We start from the raw sequence: 21,472 nt of genomic DNA on the forward strand, positions 1-21,472 counted from the left end.
TGTTATAAACCCATGAGGTAAATATGAGTAGTGTATTCAATATTGATGCTTCACAAAGTGTGCTTTTAGTGATTGATTTGCAAAGCAAGTTGGCACCTGCGATAGAGTGTTTTCCTACAATCTTGAGCTGTACTTTACAGCTGGCTCAAACGAGCCTTATACATGGTATACCCGTTTTAATTACAGAGCAGTATAAAAAAGGCTTAGGTGGCACACAAGATGAAATAAAAGCGCTTTTACCAAAAGCAACGTATTTCGATAAAACACATTTTAGTGCCTGTGCCGAACCTGGTTTTCTGGCGAGTATGAAGCAGTTTGCTCGGCCTCAGATAATTGTTGTTGGTACTGAAGCACATGTTTGTGTATTGCAAACATGTTTAGATCTTTTACAAAGCGGGTTTGACGTAATTGTGATTGCAGATGCCGTTGGTTCTAGAAATGAAAAGCATAAGCAAATTGCTATTAATCAATTACAACAAGCGGGTGCTATAATTTCGTGTGCTGAAACTGTTATTTTTCAATGGGTAAAAAATTCAGCAACGACAACATTTAAAGAAGTTTTGTCTATAATAAAATAATGAATAGACCCTGCTTTAAATTAAAAATAAAGCGGATAAATAAATTCACCAAATTTTCCTGATTCCAATGAACTTATTGGCGTTTAACTACGTATGAATCGGGCTTAACTTATAAATCAAAAGTAGTAAGGTTTTTATGTCTAATGTTTCTAGGTTATTTACAATTATATTTAGTCTGCTATTTATTGAATCAATAGTTTTAGGCTTATATTTTGATACGTTGATGCAAGCTTTTGTTGTAGGTTTGCCACTTTGTTTGTTACCTATTTGGTTACTCAACACAAATGTAAATAGTCAAATAACACCACATATTGTTGCAGCAGCAACTATGATGTTTTCTTTTTTGCATATACAACAAACGTTTGGTCTGATTGAAGTGCATTTTGAAATATTTATTTTAATGCCCATGCTAATCGTATTTGTACAATGGCGTGTATTTATAACTGCAATTTTATTTGTCGCTGTCCATCACTTTTCTTTTTATTACTTACAAACTCAAAATACAGGTGTGTATGTATTCGACCCTGACAGACTTGCTTTTACAACGGTACTTATCCATGCCGGGTATGCAATAGTTGAAGTAATCGTAGCTGGGTATATCGCAGTAACATTACGACGAGAGCGTAGAGCTGGTTTATCGCTAAGCTATGCAACAGAGCAAATAATGCAAGACCCTGCTCACATTAAGCTTTCTTTACGGGCTGACGCTACTGAAAGTGAAGCTGTTTTAGGTTTTAATACGTTGCTCGACTATTTATCTGATGTAATTAAAGAAGTGCAGACACAATCTGACTCTTTACAAGGTAACTCTCAAGAGTTGATTCAAGTACAGGCTCAATTAGCTGACGGGGCACAGCAACGAACACAACAAACTGATGATATTGCCAGCTCGGGTGCCCAAGTTGCGCATGGCTTTAAACTTGTAGAGCAAGAAAGTGAGATTTTAAAACATCAAGTAGATAACATCACCCAAGCCGCAAGTGATGCCTTGCATGAAGTGCTACAAACTGACAGTAAGAGTAGAGAACTACTAACTCTTTTAAATCATACTGAAGAGCAAATTAATCATTTAGTTGCCGCTGGGGATGTTATTTCAAGTCTTCTTAATGAAATATCAGGTATTGCTGAACAGACTAATTTATTAGCATTAAATGCGGCAATTGAGGCTGCGAGAGCGGGTGAGCACGGGCGTGGCTTTGCTGTGGTTGCTGATGAGGTTAGATCACTTGCGAATAACAGTAAAGCGACGACAGACAAAATTAGCCTTACATTAAAAGATTTAGTTAATAACAGTAAAACATCAACTCAGTCTATGAGCCAATGTGTTGATTTTGTTGTTGATTTAACACATATAAGTACTGCAATGAAAGAGAACATTTCTGCAATGAGCGAGCAAATTGCTGCGGTATCTACAAGTACAAATTCGGTATCACAGGTTGTTGCAGAACAAGCAGTAAACACCTCGCAAATAGCTACGAGCACTGATCATATGCGAAAAAATCAATATGAAGACACTAAAATAGTTCAACAACTGACCTCTAAAGTACAATTAATACATGTCAGTATTGACGTGCTAGAGCAAAGTATTGCCAAATTTAAATAAGGTTAATTATTGGAATGCCATACTTATCATTGTGTGGTTTAGCGTTGTTATAACTGGGCTGGTGTATTTTCAATTAGGGCAGTTAAAAACTTTTGATAGCGCTAAAGTATTTATGCAAAAAAGTTGGTTTAATGATTTTAAACAACAGATTGTGTGGGACAATAAAGATACAGCGTCGCTGCTACTCGTTACTGAGGAAAGTTGTGGCTGTTTTACGCAGGCTAAGCCGCATATAAATTCACTCACTACTTTTGCCAAAAGCAAAGGACTTGGTGTTGTGCAGGTTCAACTAACACAGCAATTGAAGCGAGTTGTACCTGCTACGCCTGCTGCTGTCATTATAGATAAGCACGGGCAATTTGTTTATGCAGGGCCATTGTCTGAAGGATTAGCGTGTTCACAGGGGAGTGGCTTTGTTGAAACAGTCATTACTAATTTGGCTTCAGGGTTTAATTCTGAGTTATTAATTACTGACACAAAGGGCTGTTATTGCACAAATAACGAATCATAAACACGCCTCGTTAAGTAATTACGTTATTGCAAGTGAGACTTATTTTCATTATCATGCCCGCACCGTATTTTTGCCTATTTAATTCTAATGAAATTTTCTCTTTTATCTCTTGCAATCACATCTATTATTTTTAGTTCTGCAAACGTAATCGCTAGTGAAGTAGAACAAACATCACCTAATTCATTAAACAAAGCTGAAAACGCTATTGAGACTATTGAAGTAACGGGTCGCGCTTTTTCATTATATCGACCAACAGAGTCAGCATTTGGCACACGCACCAATACTCCACTAGAAAAAATACCACAATCAATTCAAATATTGCCACAAGCTTTAATAAGTGACCAAGCTGCACGTCAAATTACCGATTTATACAGTAATATCGCAGGTGTAAATGGTTTTAGCTATTCGGGTGTCACTTTTAGAGGATTTCGCCAAGACGAAATTTTATATGATGGCGTAAAAGGTGATCCGTTTAATGGCTTTGCTGTTCCGCAGTTATTTAACATTGAGCAAGTTGCTGTGTTAAAAGGTCCCAGTGGGGCAGTTTATGGAAGTGGTAATCCTGGTGGGATTATTAACTATATGACTAAAAAGCCACAATATGACGCTAATACTGCCATTGAATTAGAAATCGGGAATGATGACTTTATAAGTGGCGCATTCGAATCAACGGGTAGCGTGAATGATGAGCAAACGCAAGCTTACAGAATTGGTATTTACAAAGATAGTCAAAACCCGTTTAGATATAACACGTCAGAAGATAATACCATTATAGATTTAGGCTATCGCTTTGATTTTTATGATGAGTCTAATCTTGTGCTGCAATATACTAATATAGATCAAGATTTAGGAGGAGCACGTTTACGTGGTGTGCCTGTTGACGAAAATGGTGATTTTATTGCGAGTAGAGATTGGAATCATAATGAAGCAACTGACTATCAAAAAATGTCTGCGGACGTATACCAAGCAACGTATAAAAACGAATTAAGTGATGTGTTTAGCTTAGATGTTACGACTCGTTATTTTACCAATGAAGAGCAACAAAACTATCATGAGCCACGTGGCTTGTCTGATACCGATAATGATGGTGTTGTTGATTGGAGTGAACGCGAATTTAGAGATCAAAAGCGCGAGAATGAAGGGCTAAGTATTACCGCTAATTTAATTGCTGAAACAACCATAGCCAATATGGAACATATATTTTTAGTGGGCTCTGATTGGTACTCATCAAAATTTGATGCCGTGTACCGCACTGCGACTCAACAAAGTAAAGGCGGCCCTGTACCTGGACTCTCGCTGATTGATCCACAATATGGTTTAACATCGGCGGCTAATTACGACTTAGAAAATATAACACCGCGAATTATAAGCACAGACTCAAAAAGGTTAGGTATTTATATCCAAGACCAAGTAGATATCACTGAAAAATGGAATATAACCGCAGGCTTGCGCTACGATCATTTTGAAGACACGGATAAAGTATCTAACGTTGAGTTCTCTGATAGCGATGTTACTTTTAGGGTAGGTACTAGCTACAATATTAGCGATACTTTTTTTCCTTATGCTTTATATGGCACCGGTTTTTTACCGCAAGATGCAGCAAGCCAGTCGCAAGAAGTTGGTGGACCATTTGAGCCTGAAAACAGCCATATTACAGAGCTAGGTTTACGTACTAAGTTACTTGATGACTCGTTAGCCATTAATATTGCGACGTATCAGATTATTCGTAAAAATATATTACAAACCAGCTTATTGCAAAACGACACGGGAATTGATCAACTTGAATCCCTAGGTGAAGTACAAAGTGATGGTTTTGAGCTTGAGATAGTGGGTGATATAACTGACAAGTGGGTTGTAACCGCAAGTTATGCGTATAACGACACGCGTATTAATGAGCAAAGTGAAGATTTTTCTGCGCAAGCAGAAGGCACTGATAAATTTGCAAATGCCCCACAAAATACAGCTGGCTTATGGACGCGCTACGATTTACCAAACATCAACTCATCAATAGCTGCAGGGCTTGACTATGTTGACGAACAAGTAAGCCTTGATGGCGCACACGTTAAACCATATACAATTTATAACATGGCCTGGAAAACGCAAGTAGAAAACTGGACATGGCAAATATCAGTTAAAAACGTCTTTGATAAAGAATATGCATCGAGTGGCTTTATTGACCGTACTGGGCATTTTCCTGGTGAGCCAAGACGCGTATATTTATCTGCAAAATATCAGTTTTAATACCAAAGTACCTCTAAGATAAAAGTACGAAAGCTCAATAATATTGAGCTTTCGTTTTAAATTAAATGTAGTTAAGGTTGGAAATAGCTGCTTGAGATAGGTTTATTCTCCGGAGTTTAGGTTAAATAGTAGCAAAGCCATATAACCCTAGTAAAACAAATACACTGGCCGAAACTGCACGCACTGTATTTAATGGCACTTGGCTTAAAAGCGCATTACCTGCAAAAATAACAGGTACATTTGCTATTAACATACCCAGTGTAGTGCCAAGAGTAACCCACCAAATTGATTGGTATTGCGCGCCTAATAGAATGGTTGCTATTTGTGTTTTGTCACCAACTTCGGCAATAAAAAACAATATACACGCGACAAAAAAAGCACCATATTTATCGTGCTTATGGCTAATTTTTTCATCCTTATCAGGAATAAGCAGCCAAAGGCCAACGCCAATAAAACTAACATTAACAATCCATGGCATGTACTGAGTTGCAAAGTTATTGCTCAGCCAATTTCCAAACCAAGCACTGAGGCCATGGTTAATAATAGTTGCGGCTAATACACCTAAAATAAGTGCTATTTTATTGTGAAAACGGACGGCAAGTACTAACGATAAAAGCTGTGTTTTATCGCCTATTTCAGCTAAGGCTACGGTGACGGTTGATGTGAAAAAAACTTCCATAAATATTACTTACAGGCGGGAATATTAAACCAAGGCAAACAACTATCTCCCGCCATGAGGATAGTGCCTACCTAGGTCTCGCCGATAATGCTGCTACAACATTACAAACTTACCATGCACGTGAGGTGCAATTATGTTGATAAGTTTACTCGTTTATCAATTAATTAAAATATAAGTGCTCTAGTTCACTAACTAGTTATTTATTGTAATTGACAGTACTGAGTGGGCTACTCCCCCAAGAGAAATTGCATTATTCCATAAATTTTTTATTCGGTAAATATTAAGAAGAGTATGGCGTTTGCTTTTATTTTAAAAAATGAATAAAAAGCAGACGCTATAAATAGCATCTGCTTTTATATATTTAAAATCAATTAGTTAAACCATAGTGAGCTTTGAAATTCACTTAAGCCTGAGGTTTAATTAAGTATTTTTCACCGGTTGCTTGCTTAGAGTAAGCCGCAATTGATTTTAAATGCAATACTTCAGCTAATGACACTTCATGTGTGTAGTGACTTGCAAATGTGGTAGTAATTTCATTTGCAACACGTTCGCGCATCGCCATTACTGTATTAGTTCCTAATTTACCTAATGCATTAAATAATAAAAATCCATTTACAGCCCAAGCAAAACCAAAGTTACGGTTTAGCGTAATTGGGCCTCGATCTAATGCACCGTAAATATAAACTTGCTTGAATGTGTCAGAGCCATAAATAGTGTGCTCTTTCATATCACGAGCTGCAGCAACTTCCATACAATTAAGAATATCACTTGTTAATTGACCACCGCCAATGGGGTCAAACGCAATCGTTGCACCCGTTTCAATAATTGCCGCCGTTAAGTCCGAAAGAAAAGAGTCGCTACTTGAGTTAACAATATATTTTGCACCCATGTTACGTAATAGTGTTTCCTGTTCTGCTTTACGCACAATATTTATTAAATCAATACCATCGGCAATACAAATACAGTTTAACATTTGGCCTAGGTTAGAAGCTGCAGCGGCATGAATAATGGCTTTATGACCCTCCGCGCGCATGGTTTCTACCATTGCTAGTGCGGTAAGCGGGTTAACAAAAGATGACGCACCTTCTTTAGCTGTAGTCCCTTCTTTTAATTCTAAACAGCTCTGCACATTGGCACATATAAATTGACGATAAGTTCCTCCACCAATTACAGCTACGGTTTTACCTATTAATGCTTGTGCTGCGGGCGATGAGCCAGCTGCAACAACAGTCCCAGCACCTTCATTTCCAACTGGCGTTGCTTTATCAACTCGCGTTTTAAGTGAGGGCATAAATTGAGCCGGAACATCAGCTGTAATAACAGGGTTTTGCACAGTACCTGATTGCACCGCTGTAGACATATCAGCTGCGCTGAATAAAACGCCTAAGTCTGAAGGGTTTAGTGGAGCAGCTTCAAGACGAACAACAACCTCATCGGGGCCAGGTTGCGGCATTTCGATGTTTTTTAAAGCAAGTGTTAGCTTACCATTTTCACTAATAGTTGAAGTAAGTTGAATATTTGTATCAGTCATTTGGGTCACTCCTGTCAATAATTAAGTTCGTTGAACCAATCGCTTTATCGTATTGGTTATTTTTTGATTACACTTAGCGTAAAATATTACTTTGGATTCACTGCTTGAATTTGAGTTTTAATCTTTTGCATAAACTCAGGTATATTTGCCTGTCGATCCGCTTCTACTTTTTGGGCAATAGCAGATTGACTCATCGAATCGTTCCACTCTTTCATTTTAGGTACTTGTGCAAGTACATCCCAGTCAAGTTGGCTAGAGCCAAAAGCACTGACAATGGTGTTAACGTAATAAACGTAAATATCAGCCATTGTAAATTGCTCACCCGCAATACAAGGAGAAAATTTACATAATCGACTTAAGGCAATAACGCCACGGCTTAATACTTGGCGTACTTCAACTTTGAGTGATTCAGGGACTTCAGTGCCTGAAAATACATAAGGTATTAATCGTCTACTTGGCAATTCAAAATAAAGTTCAGCTACTTTCATTATTTGGCGAACAGCAGCGCGTTCTCCGGCATTTTCTGGGTATAACGCATTTTCAGGATAAGTTTCTTCAATAAAGTCACAAATAACACTCGACTCTGAAATATTAAGTCCTTCAGATGTAGTAATAGCAGGGACTTTACCGACCGGACTGATGGCCAATAAGTCATCGTTACCACTATAAATTAGGTGTTCTTTAAATGAGAGTTCTTTATACAAAAGTACATGTTTTACTAAGTTGTAATAGTTACTCGCGGCGAAGCCGTGCAAAGTAATCATAAATCAGTTCCCATTATTAATGTGAAGGTACTTTTTAATTGCATCAAAAATGCAAATTAAAATCTCAGTCGTTAAGCTAAATACATTATTACTTGTTTTAATTTGGTTATATATAAGAGAAAATGCGAATCACTTTTGCCTTTAAGACAATAATAAAGGCATTCGCAAATTTACTTAATGGAGAGATGAGTTGGATCAACTTCGGGCAATACGATATTTTAATAAAGTAGTAGAAACAGGAAGTTTTACTAAAGCTGCAAACGTTTTTAATGTACCGCCATCTTCTTTATCAAGGCGAGTTGCAGATTTAGAAAAAAGTTTAGGTGCAACGCTTTTAAAGCGATCGACCCGTATTGTGAAGCTGACTGAAGTAGGCCAGATTTATTATAACGACATGCAGCAAATACTAAATCAGTTAGAGCAAAGCAATGAAACTGTTCGTAGTTACCAAACTACCCCAATGGGACGTCTACGTATTAGTTCGATGGTGGGTTTTGGCGAAAAAATCCTACTTCCTTTACTTGATGAGTTCAGCCAGCTGTACCCAGAAATTATATTAGATGTTAGTTTAAGTGATGAGTTATCAACACTTGGACGTGATGATGTTGATATTGCTATTCGTGGCGGTTACGCCCCAAATGAGCGAGTACTTGCAATAAGGCTTATGGACAATGGATTCATTCCCGTCGCTTCACCCCGTTATTTAGAAAAATACGGGGTGCCGATGAACGCGATGGAGTTGCAGCATCATAAGGGTCTTTATTTTAAAGCTCCATTAGGGCCAACGCCTTGGTTGTGCAATATGAATGGTCAATGGCATGATGTTTCAGGGCCTGCTGTCGCTATTTCAAACAATGGACCTTGGCTTGCAAAAAAGGCGTGCAACGGTGAAGGTATTTTAATGTCTACCCGATGGGCGTTAGCTTCATATCTAGAGTCAGGAAAATTGCAAGAGCTTACGTTTGAACATGAACTTACCATAACGCAAAGCGCCGAAATGGCCGTGTACTTGTTATATCAAAAACAACGCTACTTAGTACCAAAGGTAAAAGCGGCTGTGGATTTTTTAGTGCAAAAAATAAAAAGTAACAAATGAAAGTTAATAAAGTGAGTAATACCAGGGCGCTATATTTACTCTTAGGCACTTAAACTGTGTAATTACCCTTTTTAGGAGAAAATCCTATTATTTTGAATCGATTGTTTTTAACCTGCGACCTATTCGTTCACTATTATCTAATGGATGAAATGAAAATAACCCGCAATAAAAGGTAAATTATTAACTTAAAAATTAAATTTAATTGCCATCGTTTTGCTTGCTTAATTAGAGTGGCTGTCTAATTTATTGAGTTTGACAGGCTGTCATAATAAGCAAGTTACTGTAAAAATTTTAACCGAAAACGGCGAGCGAATATCAGTAACTGCGAAAAACTACTCGCATAAAACTTAAACTACTCAATAAAAAGTTAAAACTGAATCATGCAGCCATTTCATGTGTGTAATTTAGGTTTAATAGGGCTAATGACTTATTTAATGGATTAAATGAGAATCTAGGCAAGTTTAGGGCTTCTATTTAATTTAGTGGTTAAATATGAAGCGCGACAATTAGTCTGACAGAGAGGGTTAAGAATCATCTACTGGGTGCATTACACTCTCTATTGGCCTCATTTGATTATTATCAAAATTATCAAATAGTTCAGACTTATCAAGAGTATCTGAAACTAAATTAAGCATAGATATTGCTCTAGGTTTTGCAGGTAAAATTCCTGTAACTCCATTAATTATAATTGCTTTTATTGAGTGGATGTTATTCTTTAACGCATAATAAAAACGCGTGTGACCTTCTATGATAACAAATTCACTTCCAACTTTTTCAATAATTGGTGGAGTTATAATCGAATTAACCCCCAAGCTTGTTTTAAAAGTTGCTGGAGAGAAAAGTGCAATGTTAGCTTTTTTGAATATACTTGCCAACAAAGCCACTTGGGCCAACTTATATTCCTTAACGTGCAAATCTAACGTCATTAACTTATCGCTTAATGACACTGATTCCAATGTAAATGTTGAGTTCTTGTACTGTGAAATTTCTTTTAATTTTTCAAATACTTGTTCCGGGGGAATTGATTCTATAGTTATATTTACATTCTTATTATTTTCAAAAATATCAGCTTCAATTTGATTGTTAAGTGCATTCAGTATTGGGGAATCATATGATCTATTTGAATACACTCTTATTTTTTCCTCTGAATATTGATAGTCCCTTCCAACAACACCATCTGCGGTACTAATTGCTGCGATTGCTCGTTCGTTAAAACGGTCTAACAGTACACCTTCAAATGGGATCTCTTCATTAGAAAATAAACCTGCACCAATATCTTTAAGTAGTCTTTGCCTATATATTTCATCTTTATCATCTGGTTTCGCGGGTTTAAGCAGTATGTTGACATTAACACCGCGATCTAAAGCAAAAACAACTGAAGGGAATACAAAATAAAGCCAATAGCTATTTGAGGAAACAATTAAAACCTCATCAGTTGCTTCATTTAGATACTCAACAATTAGAAGAAGCTTTTCATCAAACCCTTTATAAATTATATTCTCCGACCGATTTCTAACTGCTATTCTTTCATCTCGGACAAATTTCTTTACACTGTCAAACCCTGATTTTATTAACCAATTTTTTGCTTCTAGATCGACTCTGTCAAAATCAGTAGCCTTATATTCTCCTGTAGGAATATTGACAGCATAAGTGTTATTTTGCATTTGGAGCTGTATCTCAGTCCCCCCATTAATGACTGTTGAAACTAAACTTTCTATAAAACCCGTTAAGCTAGTTATTTCTGAATTGGTGGTATCTTGTAATCTGAAGCAAAGGATTCGTGATGATTTTTTCTGCATTTCAGGGGTAGAAAAAACCCATGAAGGAACATTACTAATCATACCTCCATCAACTAATAGTGACGTTCCATCAGAAACAGGTTGAAAGTATAGAGGGATAGAACTTGAACAACGGACAGCAAATGCAACGCTTTCATTTGGAGTTTCTTCTTTGCTCCATAATCGAGGTTTACCTGCTGCAATATCCGATGCAACGATATAAAGAGGAATTGTTAAATCTGAAAACCTCACTGGTGGCCTTATACCTAGCTGCTCACATAAAATCCTATCTAGCCAAGTTTGAATTTCAATTGAAGAATACTTACCTGAATTTTTCCATATATCAACCAATTCACCTGGGAGCCCATTAATAGGCTTAGTAAGATGCCTCCACAATGATTTCGAACCAAAAGCGTTATCTTTGGTCAACGTAGTTTTCATAAAATCATTAAAATCTTTTTTTTCTAATTGATTTAAAATAAATTCAGGCGTTGCTCCACTTGCTACTAGAGCAGCAACAATGGAGCCTGCCGATGTACCGGCCACTCGACCAAAATTAATTCCAGATGAGACAGCTGCTTTATAAGCCCCAGCTAAAGCAGCACCTCTTACACCTCCTCCTTCAAAAACCCCCCAACAATGATTAAAAAAATGTGTTTTCGGGAGATATTCAAGGCCTGCTTCTTTCAATATTTGAGTGAAAATATGGTTAGCTTTTTCTTTGTATTTAGAAGGACAATAATTATTGATACCTTCGAATATAGTTTCCACATCATAAGGAGAAATACATACCTGATGAATAAACTTTTTTACATCACTATGGAGCTCAAATGAACACTTAGCAGAATACATAACAGCTCTGGCGACTTGAACCGTTGGGAAAGGAACTCTGGATGACTTAAACGAAATTGTTCCCTTATCTATTGCATCAATAAAGCCAGACTCGAGTACTTTTGCTTTCTGATGTAACTGGCTAGGATAAAAAATAATAGAGTTTATTGAAAATACAGTTGTCGATGGCAGTACAGTAAGGCTTGATTCCAATGAAAGTGAATTTATTAAATATGTATTTTTAATATCCCAAATATCCAACGATGAGATGGTTGTTTTTGCAACATATCCTCCAAACATTGTTTTTTTATTATCTTTCGACAAAATAGACTCTAAAGATATTCCTTTAGGTAAATCAACAACGATATCAATATCTCTAGGGCTTAATTCAACATTTCTAGTGCATGATAAGTACTGATCTCTTACCCAGCCACCAAATATTACAGCGGGTATTGAAGCTTCTTTTAATTTTGTGAATACAGATGAAAGCATCGGGTCATTATTCAAAAAATCATCAAACTTTTTTTGAATAGCATCCACAACCGTCGAATCATCAAGCTCATTAAGCAAGAAGATATCTTTATTATTTAGATCTATATATTCCACATTAGAAAAGACTGACAAGTTAATTCACACCATAAATTATGTAGCTAGACAAGATAATGTTATCAGCCTTTATGTAAATAAACACGCAACTATTGTCAGGATTAAAAAAAATGGTCAGATACACATTAATTTTAGAGTAAATGGCAACTGTATTGCCTTTTTCATAATATAGAAAAACTGCAAAACACGATGCGTTAAGAAGGGGAAGCCCTTTTTAACCTAAAAAAAGCCACTCAAACCCCCGTAATTCCTTTCAAAACGGCAATTAAAACAACACCAAACTCCCACTTTATATTCTGCATAAAATACTGTAATAGATTGAATCAAAATAGGAACTCAGCTATGGTTTGTTTATCAATAAAAACAAATAAAAAACGCGTTAATCTACAGATTCGTTAGGTTTTTAAGTATGGAGTCAACTTTGGAATTATCAGATGTTTTTGGAGCTTTAGGGATTGTTGTTAGTGTTTTATTTGGAGCATGGGGAATCTATTTAGCTCTCAAAAGTGCAAAGAATAAAGCCTCACTATCATTTGTGTATGAACAAGTTATTGGCCTATTTGATGATGTAACAAGTAAAATTCCCAATTTATCGATAACTTATAAAGAAAACCAAATAGACAGTAAAGTGATCCTTATCAACGGTTATCTAGCAAATGATGGTGGAAAAGATATTTCGCCGTCTATGATAGAAAAGAAACTTACAGCAATATTACCAGATAATTGGAAGTGGCTGGAGTGTAAAGTTTTATCAAAACCTAATGATTTAAATATAACTTCAAATGTAGTGTCAGAGAACGAACTTTGTTTTGATTTTGGACTTTTTAGAAAGGGGGAGTCCTTTTCATTTCAGGCATTATTTTCAATTGACGGTGATATAAATGATAAGAAAACTAAAGCTTTAATCGATAATATTTCATGGAATCACCGAATAGCTGATTTAGGAAAGGTAAAATTTATAGATTTACCATATGCAAAAAAAACACTTCGTGGATACATTCTGCCAGTGGCAATTAGTTTAGCATATATGGGATTTAGCTTTTATATGCTTTTAAGTGGTATGTTTGAACGTCCCATAATAAATTATATGGCACCGATAAACGGCGAATATGTTGAAGTTAAATTCAAGCCTGAATTAGATGGTAATGCTGAATTAGAGGTTATTGAAACAGAGCATATAGAGACGGTTAATTTAGAGAAGTATTTTAAGACAACTAAAATATATCCTAAGATATCGGTACCTAAAGGTAGTGTTTATGCTAAATACATTCTGTTTAGTTTAATGTTTTTAAGTTCATTTCTGATGCTCTATGTTGCTTTTGAAAAAGATATTAAGAAAAGGAGTATTCGTAAACTAATCACTGCTTCAAATAAAACCTAATCGGGTAGCCGGAGGTCTCTAACCTCCAGCCCCCACACCAGCCATCATGCGGGTGGTGTAGGCGGTTCATCTCCCGTAATAAATACCGATCCTAAAAGCGACAAAAAGCGACGGCCTCAAATCTTGACTTCACACATTAAGAATATTCAATGTCCGCAATTGGCACTCTCCAGCCACTCGACAGCATAAAATATTGATAATAATTGGCAAGGTATTTTACTGTGTCGGATGGCGTGGCTTCGCCACTTATCCGACCCGACCTACGTCAAAAGGTAGGTTGGTTAAGCCGAAGGCGCCACCCAACAGAGTATCGATTCACGCCTTGAAGTTCAGCAATTCGTACAAACCGGAAATCACCTTCCCATAAATTCCGTACTTATACATTAAGGCTTCTGAAGCCTTAATGTAATTAATTTTCAACCATTCAACCATTCAACCATTCAACCATTCAAATATTCAAATATTTACCTAAACCTAACCTTACTTAAATTTAAAGTCGACTCTAATAAATCTCAATCTGTGTGTCACACCTTGCTTAAAATTAAAACAATTCTCAAGCTGCCGCGAATTCTCAATTTAAGTGGCGCTGGCCACATAAGCTGAAAAAAGATACATTTTAGCCAATAAAATAATTGATAACTATTTTCGTTTAGATTAATATGCACATACTAAATGTAATTGAGAGTGGTTTGTATTCATGTATATTTGTCTATGTCACGGTGTGACAGATAAAAAAATTGAGCAAACAATTGACGATGGTGCAACGACCATGCGTGAATTAACTAAAGAGCTTAAAGTGGGCAGCCAATGCGGTAAGTGTTGTGGTTGTACTAAAAAGATCCTTAATCGCAGACTTATTCAGATTGCGGATGTAACGGATCAAGTTGCTTAATTACGTATAAAATTTAGATATAAAAAAAGCAGCTTTTTAGCTGCTTTTTTTATGGCTGAATTATTGTTTACAGTTGAGACTGTAAATAGTTTTTAATGCCCGTATTTTTAATAAGTAATTGTTGGGTTTCTAACCAATCAATTTGCTCTTCTTGTTCATTTAAAATGTGATCAAGGGCTTCACGGGTAATATAATCTTTTTTACTTTCAGCCAGTTTAACTGCGCTTCGTAATTCATCAATCGTATCGAGTTCAAAGCTCATGTTAGCAGCAATCATTTCTTCGCTGTTTTCACCAATACGTAATCGGCCTAAGTCTTGAAGATTTGGTAAGCCTTCTAAAAACAAAATACGTTCAATTAATCGATCGGCGTTTTTCATTTTTTGGATAGATACTTTGTAATCTGCTTTGTCTAGTTGAGTGAAGCCAAAGTCTTTAAACATGCGTGCATGTAAAAAATATTGGTTAATACCAACAAGCTCATTAGCGAGTACTTTATTTAGCGCCGCAATAACGTCTTTATCGCCTTTCATAATATGCTCCTACTAAGCCATTTGTGCTTGATGATAATTTTCAGAACCAATTTTATCAATTAGACCAAGTTGTTGCTCTAACCAGTAAACATGATCTTCTTCGGTATCAAATAACAGCTTTTCTAAAATGCTACGTGATTGGTAATCTTGCTGTTCTTCACATATTGCGATTACGTCTTTAACACACGCTACTACTTCAAGCTCTAGTGTTAAATCGTTTTGCATCATACTTTTTACATCGCTACCGATAAGTAAGTCACGGCGCTTAGTCATATTTGGTACACCTTCTAAAAACAAGATGCGCTTAATAAGCCAATCTGCGTGATCTTTTTCTTCTTCCATTTCATGGTTAAGGCGTTCGTATAGCTTGTTTAAACCCCAGTCGTCATACATGCGCGAGTGTATAAAATACTGATCGATTGCTGCTAATTCGTTAGCTAACAATGTATTAAACGCATCGATTACTTTTTGATTACCTTTCATGATAAATCGCCTTAACTATTTCAATTGTAAGCAGTGTAGTATAAATTGAATGAATTGCAAGTTTTCTCTATAAAAATCATTGTGTTACTATTGGTTTTGATTCTTATTTAAGTTTGCGTTATTGCTTGGTTTATGGACAGTTTTTTATTTGTATTAGTATCTGAGAATGATTACTAGAGGTATTTATAGACAATAAGTTGAGATACTGCTTTTTATATTATTTTTTTAAATAAATAGGCATGCTGATGATGCCTATTTATTGAGTCTATTGCTAATTAAAACTGGTATTTAGCACCGAGGGTAGCCGTTGTGCCTAATCCTTTGATGTTATAGCCGCCGTAAGTGTAAGATTGTGCGCGGGCAGGGTAGTAATCGCTATTGAACAGGTTTTCGATACCAAAATAGCCACTCCACCTGGCGTTAACGTTGTACTGGCCACTTAAGTTAAATGTGTTGTAGCTACTCACAGGGCCCTGATCGCCAGAGTATTGGCCTTGCGCATTTTTATCAAAGCGCTTTCTGTCACCTACATATAAAAAACTCATTGCAAGTGATAACTTTTCGTTAGTTTGCCATGTTAAATTAGCAGTGGCTTTAGGTGGGCTGATTTGTTTTGCCCCTAAATATTCATCCGCTTCAGTATTTTTTCCTTCTACGTAGCTGTATGTAGCACTTAATTTAAGATCTTGATTAATAGTATAATTAACTAAACCTTCGTAACCCCATATTTCTTGCGGTGCGCGTACGGGTTCGTAAACACCCGTTACTTCGTTAAATTCATTACTGGTGCCAAGCTCTGAAGTACTTCTGTACAGTGCAAATTCAAAACGAACGTTTTCAAACTGTGAAGTAAAACCAATTTCGTAGTTGTCAATTATAGATGCTTGTGTCTGAATAAGTGCAATATCGTCAACGGTTGCAGCGCGAAGTAAGCGCCCAATATCAGAAATATCAGATCCCTGTGAATAACTAAAAAATGGGCTGAATGCATCTGTTAAATTGTATTTTATGCCTGCATTATACGTTGTAGCGTCATAGTTTATGGTATCACCACGCACATTTAATGGGACTGAGCATTGCGAAGGGGTTCTACACAGTTTTAATGTTTGGTAATCACTTACGCTCAAATCAATACTTTCGTTTCTTACACCTGCTTTTACAATAATATCGTCGTTTATTACCCATTTTGTTTGTAAAAAACCAGCAACACTTTCCATATCCATTTCTGGCACCCACACACGGCCATCTACCAAAGGTTGTGATGTTTTATCGTTTAAGGCATCAATGCCGTAGATTAGGGTGGCTGCTACGTTCTTAAAATCAAACTGGCTATTAAATGTAGCCCTTGCACCTTGCTTTTCTGATTTAATAACGGACTGACCACCGGTATAGCCTTCATCGAGGTTAGCTAGGTTAGTGGAGAAAAAGAATACGTTTTCTATATCTTGTTTATAAAGATCGAGGGTCATTTGTGTGTTTTCAAACAACGCGTAGTCAACATATTTTAGAGTAATATTAACGTTGCCATCGGGTCCTTGCGGCTTACCTTGCTTTTGTAGTTCTTTAGGTACGTGAATAGCGTATGTTTTTTCCCCTATATTGCCATCGCCAGTAATATCACCTAAGTCAGTTTTTTGCTGTGAGCTGTAAAAGTTATAGCTAAACTGCAATTGCTTTTCGTCGTCAAAATCGTAACTTAGTTTAGTAAAGTAATTTTGAGTTTCAGAGTCTGATAAACCGTATTGTAAGCCTAAAATATCGCCCTGTGCATCGCGTTGCACGCCGTTTTCTTCATAGCTTGCCGTTAACAGGTAGCTTAATTTATCGATCTTGCCGTTTACTGCTGCCGATATTCTACCGCCGCCACTTTCTGCTAATTTAACAGCGCTAAAGCGGCTTGAAATACTTATTTCACCTTCAGGCTTACCATCACTGCGAGCCTGTTTTGTTATGTAGTTAATAATGCCACCTGAAGCACCATTACCATAAATAGAAGTCGCGCCTTTTATAACTTCAATGCGCGCTATGGCACTTGCATCAAGTGTTTTTATGCCTAAAGAGCCGTTACGAAGAGGGGTTGATTGCGGTACACCATCAATCATTATTAAAGGCGCACGGCCACGTAGCGTTTGTCCTGAATTACTTGAGCTGCCTGTATCTGGGGCAAGTCCTGGAACCATTTGTGCAAGTAAACTCCCCAGTTCTGAGCTTACTTTTAAATGCTGCTGTATTTGTTGTTGATTAATAACGGTAATAGAGGCAGGTACTTCGTCAATACTTTCTGAGATACGACTGCCAGATACAATGACATGTTCTAATTGTTCAGAAGCGTATTCATTTTTATTATTTTCATCTGCTAGCGTGTTAGTACTTACTGCAACAGCAATAAGGCAAAGCGAAGTTTTTAACATGGGAGAGCTCTTAGTTGATAATAATTTTCGCAATGGTAATTATTATCAAGTAATCACGCAAGTGTTAATGAGATTTATTTTCGTTTGTGGCGTTTTAACCAAAAATACACACCGCTTACAATAAAAAATGCGAGTGAAAGGGCAATTAATAACCATATAAATTGCACTATGGGGCCTGCAAAATCCCCAATGTGAAATTTATACTTAAAGTTCCATGCTTTCGTCGTAAAGTTGGCTTTACTTGCGTCAAATGAGTTTAATACTTTGCCTGTAAATGGATTTACCCATACCCAACTATAAGCATGGCTTTCACCAGGGGTTTGAATTCTGAGCGCAATGGCATCGTCTGCTTTTTTAGGTAAGTAAATTCTAAATAATCGACCATCAGGGAATACATCCCCAGCATTTTTAATTGCTTCGTTATAGTTTATATCAGCTTGAGAAGGCGCTATTATTTTTGGCGCTTTGGGCCTTTGTTCTACTTTATTAAACGTTACAAATTCTAATACTGATTGAGTTTGTGTTTTCCAATTAAATGCCATACCAGTAAAGGCAATAAGTACAAGCGGTATAAAAAAGTAAACACCAAGTACGGTATGTAATTGATACATTAGCACTCTAAATTTGGCTTTAGGCTTAATAGCTAAACGCTTAATTCTGTTTTTTGGTTTTATCCATAGGTAAAAGCCGAGTAGTACATTGATTAAAAGTAATAATGCACACACTGACATCCAATTTTTAAATGGTTTTTTACCATCACTATCTTCAAATAATAACCAGCGATGTAAGCCTAAAGCAAAGCCATAAATTGTGTCTGTTGTTTGATAGCTATGAATTATTTTTCCAGAATACGGATTGACACTCACGTAGTGCTTGTTAGCCAATCTAAATTGCCAAGCTAATGCTTTATTTTGCTCGGGCATAAAAAAAACAATTTTTTGTTGTGTTTGCGTTTGCACGCTTTCTATCAATTTTTGATTGTTTAATGTACGAGGCTGCGGAATAACCTGCCATTTATCTGGCTGAATGAAGTGCTGTATGTCTTTTGCATAAATCATAACAGCACCGGTTAAGCTCACTATTAATAAAAATAGTCCGCTAATGAGGGCAAGGCCTAAATGAATTCTACGTAACCAAAGTTTCAAAAACAGTATCTCATTATAAGTTAGTAGCAATATTGTAAATGATAATACGAGATGTTTTCAATTAAATAGTTATGTATTTGTTTAGCTTATTATTAACCCTATTATGCTGCGCTTTTATTTGCAATAGGTCTGGTTTCTATTATGCAATTTTCGATGTTAAAATTGTCGTGTAAGAAGCCTTTTACTGCGGGTAAATCAATTGTTTGTTGAGTGCTAATAACAAGCTCACAATGATTTTCTTTATCATCTAGTTGCCAAAGCTTAATGCTGACTACCGATTCGATATTAAATTCATTACTAATAGCATGTGATATTGCGTGTGTATCAATGTTATTAGGGGCTGCTTGCATTAAAATTTTGCCGCTTTGCTTTAATAATAAAATACCATGATAAATTACATACACAGAAATAAGCACTGTGGCAATTAAATCAACGATATACCACTGGTATAAAATAATTAAAGTGCCAGCAATAATAACAACAATAGAGGCCATTGCATCTGAGATGTTGTGAATAAAAGCCGCTTTTATGTTTATGCTGTGATTAGCACCAGCTCGGTAGGTTAAATACGCTGTTGCTAAATCAATAACTAATGCTATTGCTGCCACCCACACAACTATCCAACCATTAATAGGCTGTGGATTTAAATAGCTAGAAATGGCTTCAAAAATTAAATATAGGCCAATTATAATTAATGTAGTGCTATTAAAAAGAGTAGCGAGGATTTCAGCGCGCTTATAGCCAAAATGATGAGTTACGTCAGCTGGTTTATTACCAATTTTACGTGCAATGAGCGCTATAAATATTGCCCCAGCATCGCTTAAATTGTGAAGTGCGTCAGCTATAAGCGATAAGCTACCCGAAAATACCCCGCCAATAACTTGGGTTACGGTTAGTAATACGTTAATGATAACAGCAACGGCGAGCTGTTTATTGCTTTGGTTTTCGTCTACATGACTATGTGAGTGATCGTGCGCCATAATGCTCTCAAAACACTTTTATTGAATAATGCTTATATCATGGGGAGTTTAAAACAGCTACAAGAGTGACAAAGGAGCAGGGCAAGATCACGAACTTTACCTTGACTTAAAAGTATGATCTTATACTCCTTTTTTAAGGAGCATCCCCATGTCTAACATTCAGCTATTTAAATATTTCGAATCAATCGACGACCCTCGCCAACAAGGTAAAGTTGTTCATAAACTATTTGATATCATATTCTTAGCTGTTAGCGCTGTTGTTTCAGGCTGTCAGGGCTGGGAAGAGATTGAAGATTTTGGTCATGATAGACTAGATTGGCTCAGAAAATATGTTCTTCTTGAACAAGGGATCCCTCGCCATGACACAATTGCTCGTGTAATGAGCCGTATTGACATGACGCAATTCCAAGATTCCTTTTCTTCTTGGATGAAAGCCTGCTCCAAATTAACTCAAGGCGGTGTAGTTGCTATTGACGGTAAACGATTGAAAGGTTCATTTAATCAGTCAGATAGACGCGATGCGCTTTATATGATCAGTGCATTTGCATGCGAAAATGGTGTTGTTTTGGCACAATGCCCTGTTGATAAAAAGTCGAATGAAATAAAAGCGTTGCCAGAGCTGCTTGAATTATTAGAGATAAAAGGCTGCTTAGTAACGATTGACGCTATGGGGTGTCAAAAATCAATTGCAAAAAAAATAGTTGGTAAAGAAGCCGATTACTTACTTGCGGTAAAAGCAAACCATAAAAGGCTACTGTCACAAATAGAAGATGTGTTATTACCTGAGGTAGCACGACAAGCATCTGATGGGCTCTTGTTTAACGAAGCCGATTATCAAAAAAATAGAGAAGAATTTAGGTGCTGTGCAGTGAGCCATAACGTGAGCGGTTTATCAGAAACGATACACTGGGAAGGTGTAAAAACAGTGGGTGTTATTGTTTCTTATAGAAAATAAAAAGGTAAATTAAGCAATGAGTTATGCTATAGATACTATATTAGTTCAGCGAATTTAACAGCGGAAGAACTCGCGAGAGGAGCACGACAACATTGGCAAATAGAAAATGGATTACATTGGCGTTTAGATGTAGGATTTAAAGAAGATGAGTGTCGAATTAGGCGCGAAGGTGCAGCACCTGTATTTGCGGGGCTGAGACACATCGCATTTAATCAGCTAAAAGCAGAAAAAAGCTTTAGTAAAGGCATGCCCGCAAAACAGAAAAAAGCTATGCGCAGTACAGCCTACCTTGAAAAGGTACTGAACGCATAGACTTTTTTCATGCTCTTGCCCTGGACAAAGGAGTCAAAAAATTAATCCTATTGGCATGTTTTTTATTGTAATGCTAATTAGACGTTATAACGCTAAACACCGATTTTTTAAGGCGTTTATAGCTCAAAACTTGCGTCTTTATATATTTAATGCATTAATATAG

Annotated in this window: 16 protein-coding genes and 1 pseudogene; 8 read left to right on the plus strand and 9 right to left on the minus strand. The window is 36.6% G+C overall.

Annotation, left to right across the window (positions count from 1 at the left end; translation table 11 throughout):
• Nucleotides 1-23 precede the first annotated feature (23 nt).
• The 4 genes from LOS73_RS05830 to LOS73_RS05845 all read left to right on the plus strand — a co-directional run bounded on the left by LOS73_RS05830 (nt 24) and on the right by LOS73_RS05845 (nt 4,933).
• Nucleotides 24-578, plus strand: a complete 555-nt coding sequence (locus LOS73_RS05830; RefSeq protein WP_457934660.1) for an isochorismatase family protein — start codon at nt 24-26, stop codon at nt 576-578.
• A gap of 136 nt (nt 579-714) precedes the next feature.
• Nucleotides 715-2,181: a methyl-accepting chemotaxis protein gene (locus LOS73_RS05835; protein ID WP_033030742.1), complete on the plus strand. Its 1,467-nt coding sequence runs from the start codon at nt 715-717 to the stop codon at nt 2,179-2,181.
• Nucleotides 2,165-2,692 carry a DUF6436 domain-containing protein gene (locus LOS73_RS05840; RefSeq protein WP_007375609.1) on the plus strand — a complete coding sequence of 176 codons (528 nt, stop codon included), beginning with the start codon at nt 2,165-2,167 and terminating at the stop codon, nt 2,690-2,692. Before LOS73_RS05835 ends, LOS73_RS05840 begins: the two co-directional genes overlap by 17 nt.
• An 87-nt stretch (nt 2,693-2,779) precedes the next feature.
• Nucleotides 2,780-4,933: a TonB-dependent siderophore receptor gene (locus LOS73_RS05845; protein WP_457934661.1), complete on the plus strand. Its 2,154-nt coding sequence runs from the start codon at nt 2,780-2,782 to the stop codon at nt 4,931-4,933.
• A gap of 121 nt (nt 4,934-5,054) precedes the next feature.
• Here LOS73_RS05845 and LOS73_RS05850 read toward each other — a convergent pair whose 3' ends face one another.
• The 3 genes from LOS73_RS05850 to LOS73_RS05860 all read right to left on the minus strand — a co-directional run bounded on the left by LOS73_RS05850 (nt 5,055) and on the right by LOS73_RS05860 (nt 7,907).
• On the minus strand, nt 5,055-5,612 hold the full coding sequence (locus LOS73_RS05850; RefSeq protein WP_008134414.1) for a TMEM165/GDT1 family protein: 558 nt from the start codon (nt 5,610-5,612) through the stop codon (nt 5,055-5,057).
• A 403-nt stretch (nt 5,613-6,015) separates the two neighbouring features.
• The gene (locus LOS73_RS05855) at nt 6,016-7,143 is read right to left on the minus strand and encodes a zinc-binding dehydrogenase (RefSeq protein WP_457934662.1); all 1,128 of its coding nucleotides are present in this window, start codon (nt 7,141-7,143) and stop codon (nt 6,016-6,018) included.
• A gap of 86 nt (nt 7,144-7,229) precedes the next feature.
• The gene (locus tag LOS73_RS05860) at nt 7,230-7,907 is read right to left on the minus strand and encodes a glutathione S-transferase family protein (protein WP_457934663.1); all 678 of its coding nucleotides are present in this window, start codon (nt 7,905-7,907) and stop codon (nt 7,230-7,232) included.
• Nucleotides 7,908-8,097: 190 nt separating this feature from the next.
• Here LOS73_RS05860 and LOS73_RS05865 point away from each other — a divergent pair, with 190 nt between their 5' ends.
• Nucleotides 8,098-9,003 (plus strand): LysR family transcriptional regulator, encoded by a 906-nt coding sequence (locus tag LOS73_RS05865; RefSeq protein ID WP_457934664.1) that lies wholly within the window; start codon nt 8,098-8,100, stop codon nt 9,001-9,003.
• Nucleotides 9,004-9,527: 524 nt separating this feature from the next.
• On the opposite strand, the gene LOS73_RS05870 is transcribed toward LOS73_RS05865, so the two are convergent.
• A complete protein-coding gene (locus LOS73_RS05870) occupies nt 9,528-12,236 on the minus strand; it encodes a patatin-like phospholipase family protein (protein WP_457934665.1) in 2,709 nt (902 codons plus the stop codon).
• 403 nt (nt 12,237-12,639) lie between these two features.
• On the opposite strand from LOS73_RS05870, the gene LOS73_RS05875 reads away from it, so the two are divergent.
• The gene (locus LOS73_RS05875) at nt 12,640-13,599 is read left to right on the plus strand and encodes a hypothetical protein (RefSeq protein ID WP_131649242.1); all 960 of its coding nucleotides are present in this window, start codon (nt 12,640-12,642) and stop codon (nt 13,597-13,599) included.
• 697 nt (nt 13,600-14,296) lie between these two features.
• On the plus strand, nt 14,297-14,491 hold the full coding sequence (locus LOS73_RS05880; protein WP_002960627.1) for a (2Fe-2S)-binding protein: 195 nt from the start codon (nt 14,297-14,299) through the stop codon (nt 14,489-14,491).
• A gap of 67 nt (nt 14,492-14,558) precedes the next feature.
• On the opposite strand, the gene bfr (LOS73_RS05885) is transcribed toward LOS73_RS05880, so the two are convergent.
• The 5 genes from bfr (LOS73_RS05885) to LOS73_RS05905 form a co-directional block, all read right to left on the minus strand.
• Entirely contained in the window at nt 14,559-15,023 is a 465-nt protein-coding gene (bfr, locus tag LOS73_RS05885) for a bacterioferritin (protein WP_002958984.1), read from the minus strand.
• A 12-nt stretch (nt 15,024-15,035) separates the two neighbouring features.
• Nucleotides 15,036-15,506, minus strand: coding sequence for a bacterioferritin (gene bfr, locus LOS73_RS05890; RefSeq protein ID WP_007375598.1), 471 nt, complete (start codon nt 15,504-15,506; stop codon nt 15,036-15,038).
• A 275-nt stretch (nt 15,507-15,781) separates the two neighbouring features.
• Nucleotides 15,782-17,917 carry a TonB-dependent receptor gene (locus LOS73_RS05895; RefSeq protein ID WP_457934666.1) on the minus strand — a complete coding sequence of 712 codons (2,136 nt, stop codon included), beginning with the start codon at nt 17,915-17,917 and terminating at the stop codon, nt 15,782-15,784.
• Between the two features lie 74 nt (nt 17,918-17,991).
• A complete protein-coding gene (locus tag LOS73_RS05900) occupies nt 17,992-19,062 on the minus strand; it encodes a PepSY-associated TM helix domain-containing protein (RefSeq protein WP_457934667.1) in 1,071 nt (356 codons plus the stop codon).
• Nucleotides 19,063-19,163: 101 nt separating this feature from the next.
• Complete coding sequence (locus LOS73_RS05905; RefSeq protein WP_457934668.1) at nt 19,164-20,042, minus strand: cation diffusion facilitator family transporter; 879 nt, start codon at nt 20,040-20,042, stop codon at nt 19,164-19,166.
• Between the two features lie 148 nt (nt 20,043-20,190).
• On the opposite strand from LOS73_RS05905, the pseudogene LOS73_RS05910 reads away from it, so the two are divergent.
• A pseudogene (locus LOS73_RS05910) lies at nt 20,191-21,309 on the plus strand (ISAs1 family transposase).
• Nucleotides 21,310-21,472 lie beyond the last annotated feature (163 nt).

It is taken from the genome of Pseudoalteromonas sp. SCSIO 43210, assembly GCF_054133285.1.